The 19,002-nt window shown below is 72.5% G+C and carries 16 protein-coding genes and 1 pseudogene; 4 read left to right on the top strand and 13 right to left on the bottom strand.

Annotated features, from left to right (window positions below; genetic code table 11):
* Nucleotides 1-155: 155 nt before the first annotated feature.
* From kynU to ACZ7N4_RS29280, 10 genes are all read right to left on the bottom strand, one after another.
* On the bottom strand, nucleotides 156-1,367 hold the full coding sequence (gene kynU / locus ACZ7N4_RS29235; protein ID WP_471363649.1) for a kynureninase: 1,212 nt from the start codon (nucleotides 1,365-1,367) through the stop codon (nucleotides 156-158).
* A complete protein-coding gene (locus ACZ7N4_RS29240; protein WP_471363651.1) occupies nucleotides 1,360-2,208 on the bottom strand; it encodes a tryptophan 2,3-dioxygenase family protein in 849 nt (282 codons plus the stop codon). Before ACZ7N4_RS29240 ends, kynU begins: the two co-directional genes overlap by 8 nt.
* A gap of 153 nt (nucleotides 2,209-2,361) precedes the next feature.
* Nucleotides 2,362-2,775 (bottom strand): DUF3151 domain-containing protein, encoded by a 414-nt coding sequence (locus ACZ7N4_RS29245; protein ID WP_471363655.1) that lies wholly within the window; start codon nucleotides 2,773-2,775, stop codon nucleotides 2,362-2,364.
* 126 nt (nucleotides 2,776-2,901) lie between these two features.
* Nucleotides 2,902-4,356: an MFS transporter gene (locus ACZ7N4_RS29250; RefSeq protein ID WP_471363658.1), complete on the bottom strand. Its 1,455-nt coding sequence runs from the start codon at nucleotides 4,354-4,356 to the stop codon at nucleotides 2,902-2,904.
* Nucleotides 4,357-4,422: 66 nt separating this feature from the next.
* Entirely contained in the window at nucleotides 4,423-5,445 is a 1,023-nt protein-coding gene (fbaA, locus tag ACZ7N4_RS29255; protein WP_471363661.1) for a class II fructose-bisphosphate aldolase, read from the bottom strand.
* A 146-nt stretch (nucleotides 5,446-5,591) separates the two neighbouring features.
* Nucleotides 5,592-6,140, bottom strand: a complete 549-nt coding sequence (gene pyrE / locus ACZ7N4_RS29260) for an orotate phosphoribosyltransferase (RefSeq protein ID WP_189981938.1) — start codon at nucleotides 6,138-6,140, stop codon at nucleotides 5,592-5,594.
* Between the two features lie 10 nt (nucleotides 6,141-6,150).
* Nucleotides 6,151-6,939 (bottom strand): aldose epimerase family protein, encoded by a 789-nt coding sequence (locus ACZ7N4_RS29265; protein ID WP_471363666.1) that lies wholly within the window; start codon nucleotides 6,937-6,939, stop codon nucleotides 6,151-6,153.
* 71 nt (nucleotides 6,940-7,010) lie between these two features.
* Nucleotides 7,011-7,826 (bottom strand): SRPBCC family protein, encoded by an 816-nt coding sequence (locus ACZ7N4_RS29270; protein WP_471363669.1) that lies wholly within the window; start codon nucleotides 7,824-7,826, stop codon nucleotides 7,011-7,013.
* Between the two features lie 103 nt (nucleotides 7,827-7,929).
* Nucleotides 7,930-9,564, bottom strand: a complete 1,635-nt coding sequence (locus ACZ7N4_RS29275; RefSeq protein WP_471363672.1) for a polyamine aminopropyltransferase — start codon at nucleotides 9,562-9,564, stop codon at nucleotides 7,930-7,932.
* Between the two features lie 79 nt (nucleotides 9,565-9,643).
* Entirely contained in the window at nucleotides 9,644-10,180 is a 537-nt protein-coding gene (locus ACZ7N4_RS29280) for a DUF2617 family protein (protein ID WP_471363676.1), read from the bottom strand.
* A gap of 850 nt (nucleotides 10,181-11,030) precedes the next feature.
* On the opposite strand from ACZ7N4_RS29280, the gene ACZ7N4_RS29285 reads away from it, so the two are divergent.
* Together ACZ7N4_RS29285 and ACZ7N4_RS29290 are read left to right on the top strand one after the other, a co-directional pair.
* Nucleotides 11,031-12,230: a pyridoxal phosphate-dependent aminotransferase gene (locus ACZ7N4_RS29285; RefSeq protein WP_471363679.1), complete on the top strand. Its 1,200-nt coding sequence runs from the start codon at nucleotides 11,031-11,033 to the stop codon at nucleotides 12,228-12,230.
* Nucleotides 12,231-12,764: 534 nt separating this feature from the next.
* Nucleotides 12,765-13,165 (top strand): annotated as a pseudogene (locus ACZ7N4_RS29290) (aminotransferase class I/II-fold pyridoxal phosphate-dependent enzyme); the annotation flags it as partial.
* 75 nt (nucleotides 13,166-13,240) lie between these two features.
* Here the strand turns inward: ACZ7N4_RS29290 and ACZ7N4_RS29295 are convergent.
* Both ACZ7N4_RS29295 and clpB read right to left on the bottom strand, forming a co-directional pair.
* Nucleotides 13,241-13,771, bottom strand: a complete 531-nt coding sequence (locus tag ACZ7N4_RS29295; RefSeq protein WP_471363682.1) for a type III secretion system chaperone family protein — start codon at nucleotides 13,769-13,771, stop codon at nucleotides 13,241-13,243.
* A 310-nt stretch (nucleotides 13,772-14,081) separates the two neighbouring features.
* Entirely contained in the window at nucleotides 14,082-16,679 is a 2,598-nt protein-coding gene (gene clpB / locus ACZ7N4_RS29300) for an ATP-dependent chaperone ClpB (protein WP_471363688.1), read from the bottom strand.
* A 114-nt stretch (nucleotides 16,680-16,793) separates the two neighbouring features.
* Between clpB and ACZ7N4_RS29305 the strand changes: the two genes are divergently transcribed.
* A complete protein-coding gene (locus tag ACZ7N4_RS29305) occupies nucleotides 16,794-17,177 on the top strand; it encodes a pyridoxamine 5'-phosphate oxidase family protein (protein WP_471363692.1) in 384 nt (127 codons plus the stop codon).
* A 155-nt stretch (nucleotides 17,178-17,332) separates the two neighbouring features.
* On the opposite strand, the gene ACZ7N4_RS29310 is transcribed toward ACZ7N4_RS29305, so the two are convergent.
* Nucleotides 17,333-17,629, bottom strand: a complete 297-nt coding sequence (locus ACZ7N4_RS29310; protein WP_471363757.1) for a (2Fe-2S)-binding protein — start codon at nucleotides 17,627-17,629, stop codon at nucleotides 17,333-17,335.
* A gap of 366 nt (nucleotides 17,630-17,995) precedes the next feature.
* Between ACZ7N4_RS29310 and ACZ7N4_RS29315 the strand changes: the two genes are divergently transcribed.
* Nucleotides 17,996-18,991, top strand: coding sequence for a helix-turn-helix transcriptional regulator (locus ACZ7N4_RS29315; RefSeq protein ID WP_471363696.1), 996 nt, complete (start codon nucleotides 17,996-17,998; stop codon nucleotides 18,989-18,991).
* Nucleotides 18,992-19,002: the final 11 nt, after the last annotated feature.

Here is a 19,002-nt window from a genome sequence, read left to right on the forward strand (position 1 = left end):
GGTGACGTGCGGGGATACGGGGATGTCACGCACGGTGAGGGTCACACGGTCCTCAGGGCCGGGATGCCGAGGGCCCCGCACCACCCGGGCACACGGCCCGTACCGCCCGGTGCGGGGCCCCGTGCCGGGCGGCACGGGACCCCGCACCCCCGGTGCTAGGCCAGCTCCTCCCCCAGCACCCGGGCCGCCCGCTCCACGTCGCGGAAGCCCACGTACAGCGGGGTGAAGCCGAAGCGGAGGACGTCGGGGTGACGGAAGTCGCCCACCACGCCCCGGGCGATCAGGCGTTTCATCACCTCGCCCGCGTCCGCGCAGCGCAGCGCGATCTGGCTGCCCCGCTCCGCGTGCCGCTCCGGTGTCACGCACTCCACCCGGCCGGGCTCGGTGTACTCGGCCACGCACCGCAGGAAGAAGTCCGTCAGCGCTAGGGACTTGGCGCGTACGGCGGTGAGGGACACCCCGTCCCACACGTCGAGGGCGGCGTCCAGGGCCAGCAGGGAGAGGATGTCCGGCGTGCCGACCCGGCCGCGCACCGCGCCCGCCGCCGGGGCGTAGGCCGGGCTCATGCCGAAGGGCTCGGCGTGCGAGTTCCAGCCGGGCAGCGGGGAGTCGAAACGGTCCTGCAGCTCACGGCGCACGTACAGGTACGCCGGTGAACCCGGGCCGCCGTTCAGGTACTTGTAGGTGCAGCCGACCGCGAGGTCCACGCCGTGCTCGTCCAGGCCGACCGGCAGCGCGCCCGCGCTGTGGCACAGGTCCCAGACCGCGAAGGCACCGGCCGCGTGGACCGCCGCGGTGAGACCGGGGAGGTCGTGCAGCCGGCCGGTGCGGTAGTCGACGTGGTTGAGCAGCACGGCGGCCGTGCGGTCGCCCAGCGCCGCCGGCACCTCGGCCGGGGTCACCGGGCGCAGGGTGCGGCCGGTGAGCCGGGCCGCCGACTCGGCGATGTACCCGTCCGTGGGAAAGGTCGTCGCGTCCACCAGGAGTTCGTCGCGGCCGGCGTCCGCCATGCGGATCGCGGCCACCAGTGCCTTGAAGACGTTGACGCTGGTGGAGTCGCCGACGACGACCTGTCCGGGCGCCGCGCCGACCAGCGGGGCGATCCGGTCGCCGATCCGCTCGGGCGCCGTCCACCAGCCGCTCTCCTCCCAGGAGCGGATCCGCAGTTCGCCCCACTGGCGACGGATGACGTCCGCCACCCGGTCCGGGACGTTCGCGGGAAGGGCGCCCAGGGAGTTGCCGTCCAGGTAGACGCCCGCGGTGCCGGACGCGTCGTCGGACGCGGTGTCGAGGACGAAACGGTCGCGCAGGAAGGCCAGTTCGTCGGACGCGTCCAGCTTCCGCGCGAGCAGGGGCAGCTCAGACATGGGACCTCGCCGTCCACAGCTCGGGGAACACGTTCTTGCGGGCGCGCTTCTCCAGCCAGGCCACGCCGGCGGAGCCGCCGGTGCCGGCCTTGGCGCCCATCGCGCGCCGGGTCGCGACCAGGTGGTCGTTGCGCCAGCGCCAGACCAGCTCGGCGACGTCGGTGAGGGCCTCGCCGAGCCGGGCGAGTTCGTCGCTCTCGTCACCCGCGTAGACCGCGGTCCAGGCGGCCTCCACGGCCTCCGACGGCTCGTAGCGCTGGGAGACGTCCCGGCGCAGCACGGTGCCGGGGACGGCGTGGCCGCGGCGCGCGAGGAGCCGCACGACCTCGTCGTACAGGCTCGGCTCGTGCAGCGCCTTCTGAAGTTCCGCGTGGACGCGCGGGGCGCCGCGGTGCGGTACGAGCATGGACGCGGACTTCTCGCCGAGCAGGAACTCCAGGCGCCGGTACATCGCCGACTGGAAGCCGGACCCCTCGCCGAGCGCGCTGCGGTACGCGTTGAACTGCGCCGGGGTCAGCTGGCCGAGCGGCTTCCAGGAGGCGTTCAGGGCCTCCAGTTCCCGCACGGAGCGCTTCAGCGCGGCGATCGCGGTGGGCACGTCGTCCGAGCGGAGCGCCTGCGCGGCGGTCTCCCACTCGTGCACGATGACCGTGAACCACAGCTCCATGACCTGGGTGGTCACCAGGAAGACCATCTCTCCGGGATCGTCGGAGAGGGTGTGCTGGAGGTGGGTGAGGACGTCCGCCTTGACGTAGTCCTCGTACGGCGTCGTCCCCGCGAAATCGAGATTCGGGGTCTCGGGCTCAGCGGCCTCAGGAAGGGGGTGAGCCTGTTGGGACATCGCTGTCTCCTGTTGTTACTCCGGGTAGCGGTCCGCCCCTGCCGATGCCGGCACGGGGGCCCCGGTCCCCACCCCGCAATCCTCCGCAATGCCCCGGGGTACGGCAAGGCCCGCCTGCTGCCAGACGGGCCACACCGGTGACTCCTCCGCGGGTCAGCCCAGGGTCTGGGCCGCCGCCGGCGAGGAGTCCTTCAGGAACTGCGTGCAGCGCTCGTACTCGTCCTGCTCCCCGATCGCCTGCGCGGCGCGGGCGAGGGCGTGCAGGGCGCGCAGGAAGCCGCGGTTCGGCTCGTGCTCCCACGGGACCGGGCCGTGCCCCTTCCACCCGCTGCGCCGCAGGGCGTCCAGGCCGCGGTGGTAGCCCGTACGGGCGTACGCGTACGACTCCACGACCGCGCCCCGCTCGAACGCGTCGTCCGCCAGCTGCGCCCAGGCGAGGGAGGACGTGGGGTGCTCGGCGGCGACGTCCGCGGGTGCGGTGCCGTCCGCGAGCGCCTGCCGGGGCTCCGGGTCGTCGGGGAGGAGGGTGGGGGGCGGGCCGCCGAGGAGGTTCTCGTGAATCGTCATGGGTTCAGTTTCGCGCACCGGCGCGCGGGGGGCGTGCCCGGTCCGCCACGGAGGGGCGGGGCAGGGCGATGTGCGGCTGACGGCGCGTCCGTCCCGCACCCGCGGCCACGGCCACGGCGCGGCCCGCTACGCCGGACGGTCGGGCTCCAGCGGCGGAGCCGTCACGTTGCCGTGCGTCCGGCACTCCGGGCGGCATCGGTCCGGGGACGGGCGGCGGATCAGGGTGACGGCCAGGACCGAGCCCAGCAGCAGGATCCCCGCGCAGACCGGCATCGCCCGGTCGAACGCCGCGTCGAACGCGGTGGCCGACCGGTACGCCTCCGGACCCATGCCCGCCACGAGGGGGAGGGCGGCCACCGCGACCAGGCCCGCCGCACGGGCCGCCGCGTTGTTGATGCCGCTGGCCAGGCCCGCCCGGGCGGTGTCGACCGAGGCGAGGACCGTGGCCGTCAGGGGCGCCACCAGCGTGACCATGCCGGCGCCCATCACCAGCAGGGCGGGCAGGATGTCCGTCGGGTAGTCGGCGCCGGGCCCCACCCGCAGCATCAGCAGCATCGCCGCCGCGCACAGCAGCGGCCCGACCGTCAGCGGCAGGCGCGGGCCCGTGCGGTCGGCGAGGGCACCGGAGCGGGAGGAGAACAGCAGCATCAGGGCCGTGGTGGGCAGGAGGGCCGTACCGGCGGCCAGAGGCGAGTAGCCCACCACCACCTGGAGCTGGAGGGCGGTGAGGAAGAAGAAACCGCCGAAGGCCGCGTACACGCACAGGGTGACCAGGTTGACGGCCGTGAACCGGCGCGAGGCGAAGATGTCCGGCGGGAGCATCGGGTCGGGGCGGTGCCGCTCCACCCGGACGAAGACCAGCGCCGACGCCAGGCCCGCCGCCGCCGTCAGGGCCACCGCCAGGGAGCCGGCGCGGGCCTCGATGAGCGCGTACGTCAGGAGGGCGAGGGCCAGGGCGCCGAGGACCGCGCCGAGGACGTCGAAGCGGCCGTGGGCGCGCTCGTCGGCCGACTCCGGTACGTGCCGCAGCGCGACCGGTACGCACAGCAGGGCCAGCGGCACGTTCAGCAGGAACACCCAGCGCCAGCCGGGGCCGGTCACCAGCCAGCCGCCGAGGAAGGGGCCGACGGCGGCGCCGATCCCGCCGAAGCCGGACCACAGCCCGACCGCCCGGCTGCGGTCGTCGGGGTGGAAGGACGCCTGGATGAGCGCGAGCGAGCCGGGCGTGAGGAGGGCGCCGCCGACGCCCTGCAGCGCCCGGGCGGCGATCAGCATGGCGGCGTTCACCGCGAGCCCGCACAGCAGGGAGGCGGTGGCGAACCAGACCACCCCGACCAGGAAGATCCTGCGCCGGCCGTAGCGGTCGCCGAGCGAGCCGCCCAGCAGGATCAGGCCGGCCAGCGTGACCATGTACGCGTTGACCGTCCACTGGAGGGCGGCGAGGTCCGTGTCCAGGTCGCGGCCGATGCGCGGCAGGGCGACGTTGACGACGGTGGAGTCCAGCATCGCCATGCCGGAGCCGAGGACCGTGGTGAACAGGGTCCACCTGCCCTGGGGCGAGGCCAGCCGGACATCGGGCATGCCCCCAGGTATACAGCGGGCCCGGCGGCTTGGACAGCCGCCGGGCCCGGTGCGACGCCGTGGCGCCTACTTGATCCTGTTGCCCGCCGAGCGCAGGTTCTGCGTGGCCTGGACGACGCGCGCGGCCATGCTCGCCTCGGCCAGCTTGCCCCAGGTGCGCGGGTCGTAGGCCTTCTTGTTGCCGACCTCGCCGTCGACCTTCAGGACGCCGTCGTAGTTGGCGAACATGTGACCGGCGACCGGACGGGTGAACGCGTACTGCGTGTCGGTGTCCAGGTTCATCTTGACCACGCCGTTCTCCAGCGCGGTCTGGATCTCCTGCTCGGTGGAGCCGGAGCCGCCGTGGAAGACGAAGTCGAACGGCGAGGCCTTGCCGAACTTGGCGGCGACGCCGTCGTTCAGCTCCTTCAGCAGCTCCGGGCGGAGGACGACGTTGCCCGGCTTGTACACGCCGTGCACGTTGCCGAAGGAGGCGGCCAGCAGGTAGCGGCCCTTCTCGCCCAGGCCCAGGGCCTCGGCGGTGCGGATCGCGTCGTCGACGGTGGTGTACAGCTCGTCGTTGATCTCGTGGGTGACGCCGTCCTCCTCGCCGCCGGTGGGGGTGATCTCCACCTCGAGGATGATCTTGGCGGCGCGGGCCTGCTCCAGCAGCTCCTGCGCGATCGCCAGGTTGTCGGCGAGGGTCTCCGCCGAGCCGTCCCACATGTGGGACTGGAACAGCGGGGCGAGACCGGCCTCGACGCGCTTCCTGGACAGCGCCAGCAGCGGACGCACGTACCCGTCCAGCTTGTCCTTCGGGCAGTGGTCGGTGTGCAGCGCGATGTTGACCGGGTACTTCTCGGCGACGATGTGCGCGTACTCGGCGAGCGCGACCGCGCCGGTCACCATGTCCTTGCTGTACTGGCCGCCGAGGAACTCGGCACCGCCGGTCGAGATCTGGACGATGCCGTCGCTCTCCGCCTCCGCGAAGCCGCGCAGCGCCGCGTTCAGGGTCTGCGACGAGGTCACGTTGATGGCCGGGTAGGCGAACTTGCCTGCCTTCGCCCGGTCGAGCATCTCGTTGTAGACCTCGGGGGTTGCGATGGGCATCTGTCCGCTCCTTGTGTTGCGGGTAGGGGTTCTGCGTACGGCCCTGACCTAGACCTGCTGGGGATTCGACGTCGTCGTCGAGCACATCTTCCCAGACGCGGCGGCACCGGTCGGTGCCCCGGTCAAGTCCAGGTCACACCGCGCCGTCAGTCCAGACCCAGTTCATCCTTCGAGAAGGCGAACCGGTAGGGGACGCCCGCGCCGGCCTCGATCTTCTCGGCGGCGCCGGTCGCGCGGTCCACGATGGTCGCGACGGCGACGACCTCGGCGCCGGCCTCACGGACGGCCTCCACGGCGGTCAGCGGGGAGCCGCCGGTGGTGGAGGTGTCCTCGACGACCAGGACGCGGCGTCCGGCGATGTCGGGGCCCTCGACCCGGCGCTGGAGCCCGTGCGCCTTGGCCGCCTTGCGGACGACGAACGCGTCCAGCCGGCGCCCGCGCGCGGCGGCCGCGTGCAGCATGGCGGCGGCGACCGGGTCGGCGCCCATGGTGAGCCCGCCGACCGCGTCGAACTCCAGGTCGGCGGTCAGGTCCAGCAGGACCTGGCCGACCAGCGGGGCGGCCTCGCCGTCGAGGGTGATGCGGCGCAGGTCGACGTAGTAGTCGGCCTCCAGACCGGAGGAGAGGGTCACCTTGCCGTGCACCACGGCCTTGTCCTTGATCTGCTGCAGCAGCGCGCCACGTACGTCCGTCATGCCGACCAGCTTAGAGCCGCCGCCAGCTCCAGGTGGTCGTCGCCTCCAGCGGCTCCAGCGGGGTGACCAGGCGCGGGAGGGTGTTCAGCCCGTTCGGCGGGCCGGTCTGCGGTTCGACGCAGACGGCCTCGGCCTGCTCGTCGTAGACCACCACCCACTCCTCGCGGCTGGTCACCCTCAGCTCCAGCTGCCCGGGCCAGGTGAGGGTGACGTCGACGCCGCCGGGCATGCCGAAGCAGTCGTCCCAGGGGCCGGGCCGCGGGTCGATCCGGTTGCCGGTGGGCAGGTGGTCGGCGCCGCGCTCCTCCTGCCAGGCGGGCTTGAAGTCCAGCCGGACGTCCTCGCCGCCGAGGCTGCGGTGGAACCAGGGGTGCCAGCCGAGCTGGGCCGGGAAGGAGTCGTCGTACGTCTCGACGGACATCGTCAGCGTCAGGGCGTCCTCGGCGAGCGCGACGACCTGGGTGACGCGGCCGGGGTGCGGCCAGGGGTCGGTCAGCTCGTACGTGATCACCGCCTCGTTCTCCGTGACGCGCGCGGTGCGCCAGGCCCCGTCGCGTGCGGTGCCGTGGATGGCGTGCGGCGGGGAGTTGAGGGGCATCCGGCGGACGGTTCCGCCGTCCAGGAAGCGGCCCTCCCGGATCCGGCCGCACCAGGGGACCATCGGGAAGCAGCCGTAGCGGGGCCCTTGCCGCAGCAGTTCCAGGGAACCGGCCTCGAGGCTGCTGATACGGCCGCCGGCCGCCGGACTGACGCGTACTGCCGCCTCGCCCGCGGTCAGCGTGATGTCTTCGTTACTCACGGGACGACAGTACTGGGGACGGGGCCGGTCCGGGGGCGGGTCCGGGGGAGGCGGCTTCGGCCGGTGAGCCGTCAGCGGCGTTTGCGCAGGGCACGGCCCACGACGATCGCGGAGGCCAGCGCGAGCGCCGCCGCCGGTGCCGCCCAGCGCAGGGCCGTGCCGCCGACGACGGTCTGCGGCGCCGGTACGGGGGCGTAGCGGCCGCGGGGCGGGGCGTGGTCGACCTCCTCGGCGCTGCGGCCGATCATGGTGCGGCGCGCGTGCGCGGCCTCGGCGGGGGGTTCACCGGTGTCGGTGAAGTCCCGGTCCAGGGACGGCGGGGGGACCTCGGTGTCGAAGACGGAGGGGCGGGGGGTGCCGGCGTCGCCGTCGGCGCCGGTCTCGCTCCCGGCACCCCGGTCGGGACCGGCGTCGGTCTCTGTGTCTGCGTCTGCGTCTGCGTCTGGCGGAGGCGTGTGCTGCTCGTCGCCGTTCGTCGCCAGGGCCTCGAGGAACCGGTTCAGCAGCCTCGTCGCGGCCGCGGTCACCGTCTCCTCCGGCAGTTCCGTGATGCGGCCGGTCGCGTCCGCCGTGCCCTCGGCCGTGACGGTGCAGCCGCCCTCGGTGTCCGTGAGGCGCAGGGTCAGGGCGAGCTTGACCGAGCCGGTGCCGCGGGCCTCGGTGGCGTCGGCCTCGACGGCGTAGCCGCCGTCCTCGCGGGCCGTGACGCGCGCCGTGCCCCGGTAGGTGACGGAGTGTCCGCCGACGCGGAGCTTCAGCCGGCCGGTGACGGGTTCGGCACCGGCGTCCTGGTGCAGGCCGGGGACTGCGCGGGCCACGCGGGCCGGGTCGGCCAGAGCGGTCCGGAGCTGTTCGGCGGGGGCCGGGAGGAAGACCTGGTGCTCCATGGTGCGGGAGCCTACCCAGTTGTGGCCGGAACTCACCCGGCCGACCCGGTCGACTCGGCAGGCCGGGAATCGGGCGGAAGCCTCTCCGCACCCCCCGGCCCCCTCAGTACCGCGGGTGCACCAACGTCGACGCCGCCAGCCCCGTCACCCGCGTCCCCTCCGCCGCCCGCGCGTCCGCCGTCAGCCGCCCCTGCGTCAGTGTCCCGGAGGGGCCGCGGGGCACCCGCAGGTCCGGCGGCGTGGACCCCGGCGCCGCCAGCAGGAACCCCCAGTCCCGGGGGGCCCGGGCGGTGTCCGTCGAGCGGTCGGGGCCGGCCGCGAAGCCGGAGTCGTGGCCGAGGACGCGGTAGGGGGAGACGGCGAAGCCGGCGGTGCGCAGGGTCGCGGCGACCGTCCAGAAGGCGCGGGGGCGGGTGGTGACGGGTCCGGCGTGCACCACGAGACGGCCGTCCCGGGTGAGGACCCGGCGGGCCAGGCCGTAGAACTCCTGGGAGTACAGCTTGGTGCTGGCGGTGATGCCGGGATCGGGGAGGTCGCAGATCACGACGTCGTACGCCGGTCTCCGCGCCCCCCGCAGCCAGGCGAGCGCGTCGGCGGTGGCGACGTGCACGCGCGGGTCGGCGAGGGCGTGCCCGTTGGCGGCGGACAGGCCGGGGTCGTGGCGGGCCAGGTCCACCAGGCCGGGGTCGAGTTCGACGATGTCCACGCGGCGCACCCCGCGGTGGCGCAGTACCTCGCGGGCGGCGAGGCCGTCGCCGCCGCCGAGGATGAGGACGCGCGCGTGCGGGCCGGTCACGGCGGGCCGGACCAGGGCCTCGTGGTAGCGGTGTCCGTCGCGGCCGCCGGCGCGGAGGCGGCCGTCGAGGAAGAGGTCGAGGGGGCGTCCGCCGGTGCCGCCGGAGAGGACCACCTCCTGGACGTCGGTCTGCACGGCCACCCGGACGTCCGTGCCGTACACGGCGTGGCGGGCCGCGCGTTCGAAGTCGCCGGCGAGGGCGGCGGCGGAGGCGAGGACACCGAGGACGGTGAGGCCGGCGAGGAGGAGGGTCCAGCGGGCGCGGCGCGTGAGGTCGCGGCGGAAGAGGCCGAGGACCAGGGCGCCGCCCGCGACGACGTTGACCGTGCCGGTCAGCAGGGCGCCCGTCAGCTGGCCGAGGAACGGCAGGAGGAGGAAGGGGAAGGCGAGGCCGCCGACGAGCGCGCCGACGTAGTCCGCGGCGAACAGGTCGGCCACCGCGCCGCCCGCGTCCTGCCGGCGGATGCGCTGGATCAGCTCCATGAGCAGCGGGACCTCGGCGCCGATGAGCAGGCCGATGGCGAGGGAGAAGGCGACCAGCAGGCAGCGCGGTCCGTCGGCCCACATCCCGCCCCAGCCGGCGGTCCAGGCGAAGACGGCGTACAGGGCCATGGCGCTGCACCCGCCGACCAGGGCGAGGGCGGACTCGACCGCGCCGAAGCCGGCCGCCGCGTGCCAGCGCAGCCGTTTGGCGCCGAGGGAGCCGATGCCCATCGCGAACACCATCACGGACAGCACCACGGAGGCCTGGGTGACCGAGTCGCCGATCAAGTAGGAGGCGAACGCGACGAGTTCGAGTTCGTACACCAGTCCGCAGGCGGCGCAGACGAAGACGCACACGAGGACCAGGAACCGCCCGGTGCCGGGCCGGACGGGCAGCCGTGCGGGGCCTGTCCGGGAGGGCGGGGCGCCCGGGGGCGCGGGGGCCTGCGGTTCGATCACGCTGCGACGTTACGTCACGTACGCGGCACGCTTCGTCACCCACACGTGTGGATCTGGGGGCGGTTGACGCGTGGCGGGTTTATGTCGCCGCGGGCCGCTGGGCCGCCGCTCCCCTCCGTGCTCCGACCCGGGTCCGGGTGGCCACCAGCTGGCCGTCCTGCGGGTAGGCGTGCCAGGTGCGCCAGTGCACCTGGCCCTCGTGCCGCTGGGCCAGCATCGCAGTGAAGGCGTGCGGGCTGCCGGGGAACACCCCGGCGAGGCCGTGCGGATGGTCGGAGACGAGGGCCAGCAGCTCCTGGGCACGGCCCGCGAAGGAGCCGGGGGTGAGGATCTCGACGCGGGCGGCGAACTCGTACTCCCAGTCGCCGACCCGCTTGGCGACGCCCAGCGGCAGCGGGGTGCTGGATCCGGGGATGCACGCGACCGTCTCCGAACAGCTGCCTCGCTCCTCCTCCAGGAGCACCTGGTGGGAGGCGCCGAGCAGCCGCAACTGCAGTGTGGCTCCGGTGAGTTCCAGGTCGAGGGTGGCCAGGGCGGGCAGCGGTTCGCGTCCCAGGGCCCAGGCCAGGTCGGCAGCGCGCGTATCGGTGTACGTGGTGTTCAGGGTCGTGAGCATGGGTCGGCTCCGCTAACACGCAAAATGAGGGGGAGATCGGCCATGTCAGCCCTGCCGGCCCGGCCTGGGTGGGGAGTCTGGGGACGTCCGAGGGGCTGCGTTGGCGATTTAGAGGGAATCATGAACAGTGGCTACGCCACAGCGTTTTTACCCAACTTCGTGGGGTTTCCATCCCTCAGAGGGCTCCACAGTTCAACTGTTCAACCACGGCGTACGCCGGGCGCGGGTTCACGCCGTCGGGCGCCCGCCGGACGTCTGCCCGGCGGGCGCCCGACGGGTGCGGCCCGGATGCGGTTCCCCCTGTTCCGGAAAGCTCAGCTGCCCCGTGTCAGCTGCCTCCCCCGCATCCGCCCCCGCCGCCGCACGACGACCCCCCGCCGCACGAGGACCCCCCGCCGCACGACGAGCTGCTCCCGCACGACGAACCGCCGCCGCAGGAGTGCCCCCCGTGGTGCCCGCCGTGGTGCCCCCCGCCCCCCGACGAGCCGGAGCCCCCGCCACCGACCCACCAGCTGCTCGCACTGCTGTCGGTGGACGACGACGCGGCCGCCCCGGACGACGCGGAGGCCGCGCGGTACGACCGGTTCCGCCCGCGGCGGGACTTGCTCGGCGAGAGCCGGGCCCTCCGGCTCCGGCGCGCCTCGGCCGCCAGGACGGACACCACCACGACCACCACCAGGATGATGCCCTCGATCACGCCGTCACTCATGGCGTCACCTTCCTTCCGTTCCCCCGAAGCGGCCCCCCGTGGGCGCCTCGCCTGGTGCCGCGTCTCGCGCGGTGCCCGGGGGATTCCCGGCCGCCGTGTGCCGCAAAGCAGAGTTGAGGAACTCCAGAGCTTGAGCGCAGGATGACCGGCATGACCTCCAGCGCACGTCCTCACCTCAACCGCCGGCTCGCCGCGTTCGGGACGACGATCTTCGCCGAGATGTCGGCGCTCGCCGTGGCGACCGGGTCGATCAACCTGGGCCAGGGCTTCCCCGACACCGACGGCCCCGAGGAGATCCGGGAGGCCGCCGTACGGGCGCTGCGCGACGGCCGCGGCAACCAGTACCCGCCCGGCCCCGGCGTCCCCGAGCTGCGCACCGCGATCGCCGCGCACCAGCAGCGCCGCTACGGCCTGTCCTACGACCCCGACACCGAGGTGCTGGTCACGGCGGGCGCCACCGAGGCGATCGCGGCCGCGCTGCTGGCGCTGGTCGAGCCGGGGGACGAGGTGGTGGCGCTGGAGCCGTACTACGACTCGTACGCGGCGAGCATCGCGATGGCGGGCGGCACCCGGGTGCCGGTGGCCCTCAGGCCGCGGGACGGCAGCTTCCGGCTGGACCTGGACGAGCTGCGGGCCGCGGTCACCTCCCGCACCCGGCTGCTGCTCGTGAACACCCCGCACAACCCGACCGGGACGGTCCTCACGCGCGCGGAGCTGGCCGCGATCGCCGAACTGGCGGTGGAGCGGGACCTGCTGGTGGTGACCGACGAGGTGTACGAGCACCTGGTCTTCGACGGCGCCGGGCACGTGCCGCTGGCGACGTTCCCCGGGATGCGCGAGCGGACGGTGAGCATCGGCTCGGCCGGCAAGACGTTCTCGTTCACCGGCTGGAAGGTCGGCTGGGTGACGGCGGCACCGGGGCTGGTGAGCGCGGTCCGCTCGGCGAAGCAGTTCCTGACGTACGTCGCCTCCGGGCCCTTCCAGTACGCCGTCGCCGAGGCACTCGCGCTGCCGGAGACGTACTTCACCGCCTTCCGGGACGACATGCTGGTCAAGCGGGACCTGCTCGCGGACGGCCTGGAGCGGGCCGGCTTCAAGATCTTCCGCCCGGCCGGCACGTACTTCATCACCACCGACATCCGGCCCCTCGGCGAGAGCGACGGCTTCGCCTTCTGCCGGGCCCTGCCGGAGCGCGCCGGGGTCGTCGCCATCCCCAACGCGGTCTTCTACGACCACCGCGAGGAGGGTGCGGGCGCCCCTTATGTCAGGTTCGCGTTCTGTAAGCGCACCGAGGTGCTGGCAGACGCGGCGGAACGGCTCCACAAGGCGTTCGCGCACTGACCCGCCGCCCCACGGGGCCGGTCGTCGCATTCCTCTCCTCCTCGCCTGCCGCGCCTCACACGCCCGGGACTCGCGCCGGAGGCGCCGTGAAAGGTCGTGATCGGCACCAGGTCGGACGTATCCCGGTGCGCGACACGCAGGCGATCCCAGGACGCTCGCTCATCCAGCCGGCCGGCTCGGCGCGGGCGGCGTCCGGGTCGTAGTCCTCGACCAGCACCCCCGGCAGGCCGGCCGCCGGCGCCGTACGGACTCAGGACACAGAACGTCATGTCCGTCGGAGACGGTCTTCGCATGGCGCCCGCGGGACACGATGGTGTCGAACTGCATCGACTTGATCGTGCTGGAGTGCTCGACGCTCTGCGGGGTCGGCTCCTTCCCGTGTGTGGTCCGGATACGGCGGACAGTGCCGCGTCGCCGAGCCCGGCGGTACGACCAGGAGACCGGTCCGGACGGCTTGTGCGGCCGGCTCACCGACGATGCCGGAGATACACGGGGGGCCTGTCGCGCCGCCACGAACAGATGGGCCCACGAGGAGTCGCCCGGGTGACGGCGGCACCGGAGCTGGTGAGCGCGGTCCGCTCGGCGAAGCAGTTCCTGACGTACATCGCTTCCAGTACGCAGTGGCCGAGGCGCTCACCCCGCCCGACTCCTGCTTCGAGGAGTTCCGCCGGAGCATGCCGGCCCGCCGGCACATCCTGGCGGAGGGGCTCACGGCGGCGGGTTCCGAGGTGTTCCGGCTGGCCGGCGCCTACTTCTTCGCCACCGGCATCCGGCCCCTCGGCGGGAAGGACGGCTTCGCCTTCTGCAGGGTCCTGCCGGAGCGGGCGGGCGTGGTGGCCATCCCGAACGCGGTGTTCTACGACGACCGGGAGGCGGGGGCGCCGTTCGTGTGGTTCGCCTTCCGCGAGGCGGCGGAGCGGCTGCGCGCGATGTGAGCGCGCGGGCCGCGGCGCGGGCGGGCGCACGGGACCCGGTCCGGGAGCGGACACCCCCGGACCGGCCGGGGCCGGTTACTCCCCGTCGTCCTCGGGCGTCTCGGAGCCGTTGACCTCCTGCTCCAGGCCGAGCTGCTCGACCAGCCACTTGTCGAACTCGATCGCGGCCCGCACCCAGCTGACCGTGGAGGAGACGAAGTGGTTGATGTCGACGCCCGTGCCGATCAGCATCTGGGCCTCGCCGATCAGACGGACGGTGCCGTCGTCGTGGGTGTGGGTGTACACCTTGGGCCACAGGGTGCGGCGGTTCCACTCGTCGATGGACTCCAGCAGCTGGAGCCGCTCGTCGATCTTGTGCGGGCGGTCGTAGAAGGTCCGCACCGAGAAGATCGCCTGCTCGTCCTCGCCACGGAACATGAAGTACGTGCGGAACTGCTCCCACGGCGCGGCGAGGTCACCCTCCTCGTCTACGACGTACTTCAGCTCCATCTGGTCGAGAAGCTGCTTCACCAGGTCCTGATCCGGGAGGACGGGGCCCGCCGGTCCTTGGGGCTGCGGTTCGGGCTGGCCCCCGAAATTCGGAATCGAGGACGGGTCGATGCTCACCGTGTTTTTCCCTTCATGCGGATGCCGCCATCCTCCCCCAGGAGGGGCGGGGGATGGCAACCCCGTGCCGCCTGTCAGCCGAGGGCGGAAAGAGAGCCGGCGGGGCCGTCGTGAGTGATGATGTGGTCATGCGCGTACCCGGAGCGGCGCGGGGGGCCCTGTGGGCCTGTGGTGAAGCCACCCGGCCTTCTCGGTGTGGTTCTTCCGGTCCGTGGACGACGCCATGAGCGGCGTCTGAGCGATCCCGCGCGGCACGACGGCCCCTGTCCCGGCCGGCCGGGACAGGGGCCGTCGTGCGTCCGCGTGCGGCCTACAGGGTCTTGCCGGTCGCGGGTCCGACCAGCAGGCCCTCGCCGACGCGGTCGACGCGGACCGTGTCGCCGTCCTTGACCTCGCCGGCGAGGATCTCCTTGGCGAGCCGGTCACCGATGGCGCTCTGCACCAGGCGGCGCAGCGGCCGGGCGCCGTAGGCCGGGTCCAGGCCCTCCTCCGCGAGCCAGGCCAGTGCCTCGGGGCTGACGTCCAGCCTGAGCTGCCGCTCGGCCAGCCGCCTGCCCAGCCGGTCGATCTGCAGCCTGGCGATCCGCTCCAGCTCCGGCTTGGTCAGCGCCGAGAAGACGACCAGGTCGTCCAGCCGGTTGAGGAACTCCGGCTTGAAGGAGGCCCGGACCACCTCCAGTACCTGCTCCTTCTTCTCCGCCTCGCTGGTGATGGGGTCGATCAGGAACTGGCTGCCCAGGTTGGAGGTGAGCACCAGGATGGTGTTGCGGAAGTCGACGGTACGGCCCTGACCGTCGGTCAGGCGGCCGTCGTCCAGCACCTGCAGCAGGATGTCGAAGACCTCCGGGTGGGCCTTCTCCACCTCGTCCAGCAGGATGACGCTGTACGGGCGCCGGCGCACCGCCTCGGTCAGCTGGCCGCCCTCCTCGTAGCCGATGTAGCCGGGGGGCGCGCCGACCAGCCGGGCCACGCTGTGCTTCTCGCCGTACTCCGACATGTCGATGCGCACCATGGCCCGCTCGTCGTCGAAGAGGAAGTCCGCGAGCGCCTTGGCGAGTTCGGTCTTGCCGACACCGGTCGGGCCGAGGAAGAGGAAGGTCCCGGTGGGCCGGTCGGGGTCGGCGATCCCGGCCCGCGACCGCCGTACGGCGTCACTGACCGCCCGTACGGCCTCGCTCTGCCCGATGAGCCGCCGGCCGATCTCCTCCTCCATCCGCAGCAGCTTCTGCGTCTCGCCCTCCATCAGCCGCCCGGCGGGGATGCCGGTCCAGGCGGCGACGACGTCGGCGATGTCGTCGGCGCCGACCTCCTCCTTGACCATGGTGTCCTGGGCGACCTCCTCCTCGGCGGCCGAGGCGGCCTCCAGCTCCTTCTCCAGTTGCGGGATCTCGCCGTACAGCAGCTTGGCCGCGGTGTCGAAGTCGCCGTCCCGCTGGGCGCGTTCGGCCTGCCCGCGCAGGTCGTCCAGCCTCTCCTTCAGCTCACCGACCCGGTTGAGGGACTGCTTCTCCTTCTCCCAGCGGGCGGTGAGGCCCCGCAGCTCCTCCTCCTTGTCGGCGAGGTCGCGGCGCAGCTTCTCCAGGCGGGCGAGGGAGGCCGGGTCGGTCTCCTTGCCGATCGCCAGCTCCTCCATCTTCAGCCGGTCGACGGCGCGCTGGAGTTCGTCGATCTCCACGGGCGAGGAGTCGATCTCCATCCGCAGCCGGGAGGCGGACTCGTCCACGAGGTCGATGGCCTTGTCCGGCAGGAAGCGGGAGGTGATGTACCGGTCGGACAGGGTGGCGGCGGCCACCAGCGCGCTGTCCGCGATCTGCACCTTGTGGTGGGCCTCGTAACGCCCTTTGAGTCCGCGCAGGATGGCGATGGTGTCCTCGACGGTGGGCTCGGCGACCAGCACCTGCTGGAAGCGCCGCTCCAGGGCGGGGTCCTTCTCGATCCGCTCCCGGTACTCGTCCAGCGTGGTGGCGCCCACCATGCGCAGCTCACCGCGGGCGAGCATGGGCTTGAGCATGTTGCCCGCGTCCATGGCCGAATCCCCGCCGGCGCCGGCACCGACCACGGTGTGCAGCTCGTCGATGAAGGTGATGACCTGCCCGTCGGAGTCCTTGATCTCGGCGAGGACGGCCTTCAGCCGCTCCTCGAACTCACCGCGGTACTTGGCGCCGGCCACCATCGCGCCGAGGTCGAGCGCGACGAGCCGCTTGTCCTTCAGCGACTCGGGCACGTCCCCCTTCACGATCCGCTGCGCGAGGCCCTCGACCACGGCGGTCTTGCCGACGCCCGGCTCACCGATGAGGACGGGGTTGTTCTTGGTGCGGCGGCTCAGCACCTGCACGACCCGCCGGATCTCCTGGTCCCGCCCGATGACCGGGTCGAGCCGGCCCTCGCGGGCGGCGGCGGTGAAGTCGGTACCGAACTTCTCCAGGGCCTTGTACTGGCCCTCCGGATCGGCGGTGGTCACGCGGCGTCCTCCCCTGGCCTTCCTGAAGGCCTCCAGCAGCTTCTTGGCCTCGGCGCCCTGCCCGGTGAGCAGCTCACCGGCGGCACCGCCCTTGGCGGCGATGCCGATCAGCAGGTGCTCGGTCGACAGGTACTCGTCGCCCAGTTCCCTGGCGCGCTCGCCCGCGTCGGCGATCACGGCCAGCAGGTCGCGGTTGGGCTGCGGCGGTGCGACGGTGGACCCGGTCACGCTGGGCAGCGAGGCCAGGATCTTCTCGGCGCCCGCGCGTACGGCGGCCTGGTCGGCGTCGACGGCCGCGAGCAGGTCGGTGATGTTCTCGTTGTCCTGCCCCTGGAGCAGAGCCAGCAGCAGGTGAGCGGGGGTGAGGTCCGGGTGCCCCTCGGTCACGGCACGGTTACCGGCCGCGTTGATCGCGTCCCGGCTCCTGTTGGTCAGCTCGGCGTCCACGGTGTCCGTTCTCCTCCTCGACCACTGTCCACTGCTGACTTAACCAGCATACGCAAACTTGAGTCTATTCCACTCAAGGTGGTGGGGGTGAGGCTTCGGGTCTAGGTTGCGCGCATGGACGAGCCGTACCTCGCCTTCTGGCGCGAACGACACCTGTGCACCCTGACGACCCTCCGCCCCGACGGCAGCCCGCACGTGGTGCCGGTGGGCGTGACCTACGACGCCGGGGCCGGGCTGGCCCGGGTGATCACCAACGGGACGAGCGCGAAGGTCCGGCACGTACGCGCGGCGGGGCCCGAGGGCGCCCGGGTGGCGGTGTGCCAGGTGGACGGCCGGCGCTGGGCCACGCTGGAGGGGCGGGCGCGGGTGCGGACCGAGCCGGAGCGGGTGGCGGAGGCGGTGCGGCGGTACGCCGAGCGGTACGAACGGAAGCCGTCGCCGAACCCGGCCCGGGTGGTCATCGAGATCGAGGTGGAGCGAACGCTCGGGCACGGCTGAGAGCCGGCTGTTCTCGGCCACCGCGAAGGCCGGCGAACCTACGCCCGGATCCCGAAAAATCCCTACAAACTGCAGCGGGGTCACCGTGTTCAGGTCACGGTGACGCCGCTGCGGGGGGAAGCACCTGAGCGATCTGTTACGACGGGGGAATCGCGTCAGGCACTGCGGGGGGTGGCCGAGATGGTCGTCAGGTCGGGCTCCTCCGGCTCGGACAACCGGTGGTCCCGCTGGTCCAGGTTCACAAAGATCATTCCGTACCGGATGGCGCATCGCACCGGCTGCGGCGCACCGCGCGGCTTGCGCAGACACCGGAACGCCCGCACGTCGTCGTCCTCGTCCCGCGTGACGACGACCGGCTCACCGAACACGGTCACCATCAGCGAGTCACCGCTGTGGGGGATGGCGGTGACCAGATCGATGAAGTGCCAGCCGGAGCGGTAGGCGGTGGCCATTTCGCGACGGAAGGAGCGGTCGTCGGGCGGGGTTGTCACGTCAGCTCCTCACGCCGTCCTTGGGGGCCACGGGCCACGTGGTGTCGCTCAGTGCCACACTCGTCGCGGCCGCGGCCGGCCAGGTTGTGTCCGCTCGTACGTCGGCCTTCTCGCTCGCGAGGCCGCCCAGCGCCCCCGCGGTCATCACGACGGAGAAAGCGGCGACAAGTATCGAGCGAAGCAGTCTCTTGCCCATAGTCGGCTTCGTCCTCACTTGAAGGTCCCCTCTTCCCCCGTCGAGTACGACGATGGCTCATTCGGGCACGTCATGGCCACATAATCGATGCATCATGTTCCTGCACGTTCAGGACCCTGGGGGGTGGAGATTTGGCAACGAATCGGACTAAAGCTGCACATCCCCATGCCGTGACCGAGATGTGTGAGGATGGTGGACGTCTCTACGCCGATGCCCTGCGGGCCGGACGCATCGCTCGGTCGGACGTGGAAACCGCCCCCTGTCTAGTGGAGTTCGACCTCCTGCATCCGGATCCGGACGATCCTGAGTGGCTCCTGCCCCTTCCCGCTCCCGTGGCCCTGGCACAGCGCCTGAGCCCTATAGAACGGGAGATCACAGAACGCAGGCGGCTGTCCGTCCGACTCGCCGATGCTTTCGAGCCGTTCATGGCGATCAGCAGTCACATGGCCGCCTCCACCGACTCCATCGCGGTGCTGGAGGGCGGGGAACGCATCAACGCGGCGCTGAACCTCGCCACATCGCAGTGCCAGAACGAGGTGCTCACCGTACAGCCGAGTGACCGCCTGTCGGAGCAGAACCTGCTGCGGGGCCTGGAACGCGACCGGCCGCTCATCGAACGCGGGGTCAGGATCCGCACGCTCTACCAGCACACCGCGCGCCACAACCCGGAGAAGCTGGCCTACGTCGCCCAACTCGCCAACGGCAAGGCGGAGTACCGCACCATCGACGAGTTGGTGGAGCGGCTCATCGTCTGCGACGAGGCCGTCGCCTTCATCCCCATCCGGGACGATCAGCAGGTCGCGCTGGAACTGCGTCATCCGGGCCTGGTCCGCTACCTGATCAAGGTGTTCGAGTTCATGTGGGGCCGGGCCGTCCCGCTGAGCGCCGGCGCCCCCTACGAAACGGCCCCCGGCGGCATCACCGAGATCCAGCACTCCATCGCCAAGCTCCTGGTCGAAGGCCACGTGGACGAGGCCATCGCCCGCCGCCTCGGCATGAACGTCCGCACCTGCCGGGCCCACATCGCCAAACTCGCCCACGCCCTCGGCAGCGGCAGCCGCGCGCAACTGGGCTATCTCATCGCCCAGTCCGGCATCCTGGAGCGGGACACCGAGACGCCCCGCTGAGACGCCCGGGC

Source organism: Streptomyces sp. NPDC107654 (assembly GCF_055639035.1).

Excerpts from the sequence above, each read along its gene's own strand:
- kynU (WP_471363649.1), bottom strand. The coding sequence starts at position 1,367 with ATGTCTGAGCTGCCCCTGCTCGCGCGGAAGCTGGACGCGTCCGACGAA.
- ACZ7N4_RS29240 (WP_471363651.1), bottom strand. The coding sequence starts at position 2,208 with ATGTCCCAACAGGCTCACCCCCTTCCTGAGGCCGCTGAGCCCGAGACC.
- ACZ7N4_RS29245 (WP_471363655.1), bottom strand. The coding sequence starts at position 2,775 with ATGACGATTCACGAGAACCTCCTCGGCGGCCCGCCCCCCACCCTCCTC.
- ACZ7N4_RS29250 (WP_471363658.1), bottom strand. The coding sequence starts at position 4,356 with ATGCCCGATGTCCGGCTGGCCTCGCCCCAGGGCAGGTGGACCCTGTTC.
- fbaA (WP_471363661.1), bottom strand. The coding sequence starts at position 5,445 with ATGCCCATCGCAACCCCCGAGGTCTACAACGAGATGCTCGACCGGGCG.
- pyrE (WP_189981938.1), bottom strand. The coding sequence starts at position 6,140 with ATGACGGACGTACGTGGCGCGCTGCTGCAGCAGATCAAGGACAAGGCC.
- ACZ7N4_RS29270 (WP_471363669.1), bottom strand. The coding sequence starts at position 7,826 with ATGGAGCACCAGGTCTTCCTCCCGGCCCCCGCCGAACAGCTCCGGACC.
- ACZ7N4_RS29280 (WP_471363676.1), bottom strand. The coding sequence starts at position 10,180 with ATGCTCACGACCCTGAACACCACGTACACCGATACGCGCGCTGCCGAC.
- ACZ7N4_RS29285 (WP_471363679.1), top strand. The coding sequence starts at position 11,031 with ATGACCGGCATGACCTCCAGCGCACGTCCTCACCTCAACCGCCGGCTC.
- ACZ7N4_RS29305 (WP_471363692.1), top strand. The coding sequence starts at position 16,794 with ATGGACGAGCCGTACCTCGCCTTCTGGCGCGAACGACACCTGTGCACC.
- ACZ7N4_RS29310 (WP_471363757.1), bottom strand. The coding sequence starts at position 17,629 with ATGGCCACCGCCTACCGCTCCGGCTGGCACTTCATCGATCTGGTCACC.